Source organism: Pectobacterium polonicum (genome assembly GCF_005497185.1).
GTDB classification, from domain to species: domain Bacteria; phylum Pseudomonadota; class Gammaproteobacteria; order Enterobacterales; family Enterobacteriaceae; genus Pectobacterium; species Pectobacterium polonicum.
In genome coordinates this window covers 23,036-29,797 of sequence record NZ_RJTN01000033.1, presented here as the reverse complement: position 1 = coordinate 29,797, position 6,762 = coordinate 23,036, and the positions used below count along the sequence as shown (strand labels likewise).

Annotated in this window: 9 protein-coding genes; 3 read left to right on the top strand and 6 right to left on the bottom strand. The window is 52.5% G+C overall.

The features are described 5' to 3' along the window. Positions 1-33 precede the first annotated feature (33 nt). Entirely contained in the window at positions 34-615 is a 582-nt protein-coding gene (locus tag EDI29_RS21370; protein ID WP_137742485.1) for a peroxidase-related enzyme, read from the top strand. 85 nt (positions 616-700) lie between these two features. Here the strand turns inward: EDI29_RS21370 and EDI29_RS21365 are convergent, their stop codons facing one another. Together EDI29_RS21365 and EDI29_RS21360 are read right to left on the bottom strand one after the other, a co-directional pair. Then, positions 701-1,222 (bottom strand): 1,2-dihydroxy-3-keto-5-methylthiopentene dioxygenase, encoded by a 522-nt coding sequence (locus tag EDI29_RS21365; RefSeq protein WP_137742484.1) that lies wholly within the window; start codon positions 1,220-1,222, stop codon positions 701-703. Between the two features lie 289 nt (positions 1,223-1,511). Then, positions 1,512-1,817 (bottom strand): ArsR/SmtB family transcription factor, encoded by a 306-nt coding sequence (locus EDI29_RS21360; RefSeq protein ID WP_167494545.1) that lies wholly within the window; start codon positions 1,815-1,817, stop codon positions 1,512-1,514. Positions 1,818-1,904: 87 nt separating this feature from the next. On the opposite strand from EDI29_RS21360, the gene EDI29_RS21355 reads away from it, so the two are divergent. Both EDI29_RS21355 and EDI29_RS21350 read left to right on the top strand, forming a co-directional pair. Continuing rightward, a complete protein-coding gene (locus EDI29_RS21355; RefSeq protein ID WP_137742482.1) occupies positions 1,905-2,993 on the top strand; it encodes an NADH:flavin oxidoreductase/NADH oxidase in 1,089 nt (362 codons plus the stop codon). A gap of 311 nt (positions 2,994-3,304) precedes the next feature. After that, on the top strand, positions 3,305-3,841 hold the full coding sequence (locus EDI29_RS21350) for a hypothetical protein (protein ID WP_137742481.1): 537 nt from the start codon (positions 3,305-3,307) through the stop codon (positions 3,839-3,841). A gap of 85 nt (positions 3,842-3,926) precedes the next feature. Here the strand turns inward: EDI29_RS21350 and EDI29_RS23140 are convergent, their stop codons facing one another. From EDI29_RS23140 to EDI29_RS21330, 4 genes are all read right to left on the bottom strand, one after another. Beyond that, the gene (locus EDI29_RS23140) at positions 3,927-4,172 is read right to left on the bottom strand and encodes an isocitrate lyase/phosphoenolpyruvate mutase family protein (RefSeq protein WP_277751458.1); all 246 of its coding nucleotides are present in this window, start codon (positions 4,170-4,172) and stop codon (positions 3,927-3,929) included. A gap of 154 nt (positions 4,173-4,326) precedes the next feature. Next, positions 4,327-5,244, bottom strand: coding sequence for an aminotransferase class IV (locus tag EDI29_RS21340; RefSeq protein ID WP_137742480.1), 918 nt, complete (start codon positions 5,242-5,244; stop codon positions 4,327-4,329). Positions 5,245-5,273: 29 nt separating this feature from the next. Then, positions 5,274-6,068 (bottom strand): amino acid ABC transporter ATP-binding protein, encoded by a 795-nt coding sequence (locus tag EDI29_RS21335; protein WP_137742479.1) that lies wholly within the window; start codon positions 6,066-6,068, stop codon positions 5,274-5,276. Between the two features lie 23 nt (positions 6,069-6,091). After that, positions 6,092-6,757, bottom strand: coding sequence for an amino acid ABC transporter permease (locus tag EDI29_RS21330; RefSeq protein ID WP_137742478.1), 666 nt, complete (start codon positions 6,755-6,757; stop codon positions 6,092-6,094). Positions 6,758-6,762: the final 5 nt, after the last annotated feature.

The following is a 6,762-nucleotide window of genomic DNA, read 5'->3' as shown; positions in this document are numbered from 1 at the left end:
CATTAGCGGGCTGGCACAATTGGAAGCGTTAGTATGAGCCGCACCAGCGTTAAAATTAACATCAGACCGTTAATGTGGTTGCCTTATCTTGAGCCCGTTGCGCTCGCGGAGGCGTCACCAAAACAGCTGGCGGCAATGCAGGTTACACCGTCCCAGACCAAAGTTTCACCGTATGTGAGGACGCTGGTACACGATCCAGACTCTTATGTTGCCCGTACAACGCTGTTCAATACCATTATGTACAGTGAAGGAGGATTAGGGCGTGCCGAACGGGAATTGGGGGCGCTGGTTGCCTCGGCGGTCAATGGTTGCGCGTATTGTGGTTCGGTGCACGCTCGTCGTTATGAAGCGCTCTCTGGTCGTAATGACGTGGTGAGCACGGTTTATACGCAGGGTGTCGATGCTATTTTCGATGATCAGACGCAGGCGCTGGTGGATTTTTGTCGTGCGTTATCGCAAACCCCCATTGCACTGGAGGCGCGGCATGTTGAGGCGTTGCGTGAGCGTGGATTTAGCCGGGCAGATATTATCGACTTAATCCATTCTGCCGCTATTTTTGGTTGGGCAAACCGTCTGATGCATACGCTGGGGCATGCTGTGGCTTCAGTTCGCTAGCCGGAGGCCATTCTACGATGGCGCATCCTGGTTTTCCCTACTCTGAGCCACGAGGCAACCTGATGGCGGAAGGGGTTTCCGCTGATTAGTGAAACGTCTCCCGTCCGGTAAAGTGCCCAACCCAGCCTTCTGGATTGGTGAAAATACGGATCGCGACAAAATCAGGAAATTCACCACAGTCAAACCAGTGCGGCGTGTTAGCGGGGACGCGTAAGAGATCGCCCGCTTCACAGGTCAGTTGGAAAACCTGCTCGCCAATCGGTACGAAGAACGCGCCGCTGCCACGTACAAAAAAGCGCACTTCATCTTCGCTATGGGTATGTTCCTGAAGGAACTTTTCTCGCAGCGCCTTTCTTTCTGTATGGTCTGGCGTCAGGCTGATCACGTCGGCGGAGGTGTAGCCTTCTTGCTGCTTAAGCCGCTCAATATCGGCATGATACTGCGTCAAAATGGTTTCGCTGCTGGCACCGAGCGGAGGCGCTTCGGTCTGCCAGTGTTCTAATTGAATTCCGGCGCTGGCAAGCAGTGCGGCAATGTCATTAAACGCGGTGAGCTGCTGAGCAGGCTGTGTAATGTGCGGACGGTGGTAAATCGCGAGTGTTGTCATGTCTGCCTTTCCCTTAGAGATAGATGGATCTTAACCATTCCTTTTATAGGGATAAAAAGCAAGATGCTTTTTTTATAACTTATTCCTTAAAATTCAATGGGTAAAAATAATTACATCTATTAAACAAAGCTGTTTCTATTTAATTACTAGCCATTATCATTTTTGTTATTTCGATTTAACTTTTCTTCTGTGCTGGCGGCGGATAAGACACGATTACTGAAGGGCGAAACCATCGGTGTCACCGTGCCAGGGACACCGCATTGGAAAGATCGCCATTGGCGCGAAGCATTTACTCTGTAGGTTGGGACAGAATGGCGTCGAGCAGGCCGGGGAAGCGCTGTTGCATTTCGCTGCGGCGCAGCCGGTTGATGTGTGTGGTGCCGCTGTTGCTGGTATGCAGCAGGCCTGAATCGCGTAACACGCGAAAATGGTGTGACACGCTGGATTTCGGGCGACCGCCGTCGAGCTCGCTACACGTCGCCTCCTCTTGTACGGATAAACAGCGCACAATGGCCAAACGTAACGGATCGCTCAAGGCATACAGGACGCGCTCAAGAGTAAATTCTTCAGGAGAGGGGTGCTTAAAAGGTCTCATGGGGGAATTATAGCGATAGGGTTGTCTAAAATCCATTGTTCGATTAATATCGAAATATCGAAGTAACCAGACAAGGTAGGAAATGTTATGTCCGCACTGTTTCAACCCTTCAAACTGAAAGACATCACGCTACGCAACCGCATTGCCGTTCCACCAATGTGTACCTATTCCGCGAACAATGGCCTGATCAATGAATGGCATCAGGTGCATTATGCATCGCTGGCGCGTGGTGGGGCAGGGTTGGTTATTGTGGAAGCGACGGCCGTTGCCCCCGAAGGCCGTATTTCTCCGCGCTGCACCGGAATTTGGAATGATGAGCAGGCACAAGCGTTTGCCAAGGTTGCCAAATCCATTAAAGATGCAGGCTCTGTACCGGGTATTCAGATTGCGCACGCCGGACGTAAAGCCAGTGCCAACGTACCCTGGGAAGGCGATGACCATATCCCCGTGGGTGACTCGCGCGGTTGGCAGACGATTGCCCCTTCCGCAGTGCCTTTCGGTGCGAATTTGCCCAAGCAGCCGCAGGAAATGACGCTGGAAGATATCGCCCGCGTTCGTGATGACTTTGTCGCTGCCGCTCGCCGTGCGCTGGAAGCCGGGTTTGAATGGCTGGAGCTGCACTTTGCACACGGCTATCTGGCGCAGAGCTTCTTCTCCGTTCACTCTAACAAACGCAACGATCGGTACGGCGGCAGTTTTGACAACCGTAGCCGTTTCCTACTGGAAACGCTGGCTGCCGTTCGCGACGTGTGGCCACAGCATCTGCCGCTGACCGCCCGTTTCGGCGTGATTGAATTTGATGGCCGAGATGAAGAAACGCTGCAAGAATCCATCGAACTGACGCGCCGTTTCAAAGCCGCAGGATTGGATATGCTGAGCGTCAGCATCGGTTTCTCTACGCCGGAAGCGACTATCCCGTGGGCTCCGGCCTTTATGGGACCGATTGCTCAACAGGTACGTGAGCAGGCCAATCTTCCTGTGTCCTCTGCTTGGGGCTTCGGGACGCCGGAACTGGCTGAACACGCTGTGGCATCGGGTCAGTTGGATCTGGTGATGGTAGGAAAAGCGCATTTGGCGAACCCGCACTGGAGCTATCAGGCCGCACGCGAACTGGGCATTGAACGTGCATCGTGGACGCTGCCAACGCCGTACGCTCACTGGCTGGAGCGTTATTAATTTTACGGCTAACGATGAAGGTGGCGTTTGCTGGCTACACCGCCGATAGGCTTAAGCTGAATCGCATTGTTGATGTTATTTTGGGCATGGCATTGATGCCATGCCCGATTTTAAGGCACTCAGCCGCCAGCTATGCCTCCAGATGTATTAATTCACTCAATGTCTGAAAACGTAGCGAATGTTATTCGCTACGCTCATCTAAGATAATGTCTGAAAATATCTTTCTAGGCATACGAGTATAGACTCAGGGGACTCAGATAGGGCAGTGTTGAGAAGATCTTTTTAGAACGTCACTGCATCACAGGAAAATAATGATGAACAAATGGATGAGGTTTACTCTTGGTGCCAGTATCACTGTACTCTTTATCGGTATGCTTCCTGCCACTCATGCCGCAACCTGGCAGGAGATGCAGCGCCTTACCGATGCTTATCCACCTGGCAGCGTGGTAGTCTGCCTTTCTGATCTTCCGGGTGATGGAAAGAAGGTTCTGCCCACCACCCTTATGGTTAAAGGAACCGTAGCCGCTCGCAGAGATAATCTGACGGATTATGATGCCGTTGTAACATGGCTCATAAAAGGAAAGATTGGGAATGGACTGACCCTCACGTACAGGACAACAGAACGTATTGAAAAAACGGGGCAGTATACCCGTATCGATCCAGACAGTATGGCGGTCTCTCTTCCTGAGGCCGGTCCAGAAGCGGAAAAAACGATTCTGGCAGAATTCCAGAATCTAACTAGCAGGGAAGAGCGTTTCACTCCTTTTACAGATATTGAAATCACTGATTTTCCATCTTATATCTCGCGGGGTCAGGATCAACCCATTGCGCACTGCCATAAGGAATAGCCACTGTCCGCACGGACGTGAGCGCTTGCCAGAACCCGATCACGCTAGATTGTCGGTTTTAGCAAATAATACAATCATTGCGTAGTTATTCGAAAAAATCCTCAAGCTCTGAAAAACTAATGGCGTGTTTTGCATAAGAAAATGTGCCATCACGGCTGATCTCTCGTGCAGCCTCAACGAACGCGCCATAGGCGAATCGGGCCATGGATGCTCCCACGCTTATACGCCGGACTCCGGCCTGTGAAAGATCTTCAACGCTGTAAACATTTCCGGGCAACCCCATTACAACATTGACCGGTTTTTTAACAGACTGGCCGTGCCAATGTCCCATGGATTAGGAATGACAAAGGTATTCCGGGATTCGTGAAGAAGGCGAAAAGCTCTACTTTTGTCGCTCATAACTCTCATGAAGGCTAATTTCACACGCTACAGTTATAAACTACCCGGTTGACGATATGCCATAAATATTGCATTGAAATTCTATTTTACTGCGCGTGCAGATACGCCTCATACCAGCGGCTGAGCTGTTCAGTTACTGGTCGATGTTCGGCGCTAAACGGGCGGCCATCCAGCGCTTTTACCGGGGTGATGCCCGCCAGCGTGCCAGTGACAAAGGCTTCATCAGCGGTGAGCGCTTCTGCCAGCGTAAAATCCTGAGTCTTGACCGTGAGTCTGTTGGCGTGAGCAAGATTGATAAGGGTCTGGCGGGTAATACCGTTAAAGCAGTAACGCCCCGATGACGTCCACAGCTCACCGCGACGGACGATAAAAAAGTTGGTTGAGTTGCAACTGGCGACAAAACCGTGTGGGTCCAGCATCAGTGCTTCATCGGCTCCTGCCTGCAACGCCTGTAGCAGAGCCTGAATAAGGTTAAGACGGCTGTGCGAATTGAGTCGCAGATCGAAGACGTCCGGTGTACTGGTGCGGTAGGTAGAAGTAAATAACGTCAGCCCGCGCTTTTTCGCCGCCGTATCGACGACCTTGTACTCTGCCACGCACACAATGGTTGCTCCGCCGATAATAAAACGGGGATCTTGATTCGGGGTATGCTTTTTCCCTCGGGTAATCATCAGGCGAAGATGTGCGCCATCGGTCATCCCATTGACTGCCAATGTTTTATAGAGAATATCGGTCAGCGCTTCCCGGCTATGGCCGATATCCAGTTGGATCGCAGCCGCGCCCTCGAACAGGCGATCCAGATGGGCATCCAACGCAATCAAGCGGCCATTAACCAAGCGCAAGCCTTCCCATACACCGTCGCCGCATACATAGCCGGAATCAAAGATCGACACCACCGCGTTATCACGATGAACAAATTCCCCATTCACATACACCTGTACGTCGCTGTTACGCGGATCTTGCAAATAGGCCTGACTGCTCTGGGTAGATAATGTGGGTTGCATCGTGCTGTTCCTGAAGGTGGAATGATGAGTTAAAAAGCTCGCTCGGCAAAGCGGGCAAGAAAAGCCTGGGTTCGCGGCTGCTGTGGATTTTTGAGTACCTGCTCGGCGCTGCCCATTTCATGGATCACGCCATTTTCGATAAACACGACGCGGTCGGCGAAGTGATAGGCAAACCCCAGTTCATGGGTGACCAACAGAAGGGTGCGACCTTCCTCCGCCAACGCGTGGATGGTGTGTAGCACTTCGCCCACCAGTTCCGGGTCCAGTGACGATGTCGGCTCATCGAACAGCATGATCTCCGGCGACATCGCCAGCGCACGGGCAATCGCTACGCGCTGTTGCTGCCCACCGGACAGGTTGGCAGGGCGAGCCTCTTGCTTGTTGCCGAGTCCGACCTTTTCCAACTGGGCTTTGGCAATGATATCTGCTTCATGTCGCGGCATTTTCTTCACCGACACCAGCGCTTCACGCACGTTTTCCAGCACTGTCATATGGGGAAACAGGTTGAACTGCTGAAACACCATTCCTACGCGTTCCCGCACGGCGCAAAGCTGCTTTTCCGGGTAGTCGCGTTGACCTTGTGCATGGGTTTTTCCCAGCACGACGCCATCCAGTTCGATGGTGCCCGCGCTGGGTATCTCCATGAAGTTTAGGCAGCGTAACAGGGTGCTTTTTCCCGAACCGCTGCCGCCGATAATGGCAATTTTTTCGCCGCGTCGTACATCCAAATCGATACCTTTCAGTACCTCAACGGCACCGAAGTGCTTCTGGAGTCCGCGGATACGCAGAGCGATATCTTCATTCAAGGTAATATCTTCACTCATAAAAAATCTGTTTCACCGTCAGGCTAAGGGGTTGAACGGAAACGACGTTCAAGTCGTGCGGCAAGGTAACTCCCCGGCCAGATCAAAACGAAATAGAGCAGCGCCACCACCGTTAGAATTTCCAGTGGACGATAATAGGTACTGCTCAGCAACCGTCCTTGGTACATCAGTTCGTTGACGGCCAGTATCGAGGCCAGTGAGGTCACTTTGGCCAGTTCGATCATCCGGTTGGTTAAGGCCGGCAGCATGTTGCGCAGTACCTGAGGCAGAACCACCCGCCGCAAGACCACGGTGTGCCGCATCCCCAACGCTTTCGCGCCTTCCCACTGTCCATGGTCGATGGATTGCAGTCCGGCACGGAAAATCTCCGTACAGTACGCCGCGCTATACAGCGTCAGTGCCAGTGCGGCGGCGCCAAACGTACTGAATTGCAAACCAACCAGAACCGGAAAGGCGTAATAGAACCAGATCAGTTGGATCAGAACGGGCGTATTACGGAAGATTTCGACAAAGCATCTGGCAGGCAGCGACAGCCAGCGTTTGCCAAATACGCGAAACAGACCGAGAACCAGCCCCAATGCGGTTCCCAGCACACCAGCCAGCAGCCACAGTTCGAGCGTGACGCCAAGGCCTTTCAGCAACACGGGCATGTTGTCCCAAACCAGTGAGAAATCCCATTGATAGTGCATGATGC

Excerpts from the sequence above, each read along its gene's own strand:
- EDI29_RS21370 (WP_137742485.1), top strand. The coding sequence starts at position 34 with ATGAGCCGCACCAGCGTTAAAATTAACATCAGACCGTTAATGTGGTTG.
- EDI29_RS21365 (WP_137742484.1), bottom strand. The coding sequence starts at position 1,222 with ATGACAACACTCGCGATTTACCACCGTCCGCACATTACACAGCCTGCT.
- EDI29_RS21360 (WP_167494545.1), bottom strand. The coding sequence starts at position 1,817 with ATGAGACCTTTTAAGCACCCCTCTCCTGAAGAATTTACTCTTGAGCGC.
- EDI29_RS21355 (WP_137742482.1), top strand. The coding sequence starts at position 1,905 with ATGTCCGCACTGTTTCAACCCTTCAAACTGAAAGACATCACGCTACGC.
- EDI29_RS21350 (WP_137742481.1), top strand. The coding sequence starts at position 3,305 with ATGATGAACAAATGGATGAGGTTTACTCTTGGTGCCAGTATCACTGTA.
- EDI29_RS23140 (WP_277751458.1), bottom strand. The coding sequence starts at position 4,172 with ATGGGACATTGGCACGGCCAGTCTGTTAAAAAACCGGTCAATGTTGTA.
- EDI29_RS21340 (WP_137742480.1), bottom strand. The coding sequence starts at position 5,244 with ATGCAACCCACATTATCTACCCAGAGCAGTCAGGCCTATTTGCAAGAT.
- EDI29_RS21335 (WP_137742479.1), bottom strand. The coding sequence starts at position 6,068 with ATGAGTGAAGATATTACCTTGAATGAAGATATCGCTCTGCGTATCCGC.
- EDI29_RS21330 (WP_137742478.1), bottom strand. The coding sequence starts at position 6,757 with ATGCACTATCAATGGGATTTCTCACTGGTTTGGGACAACATGCCCGTG.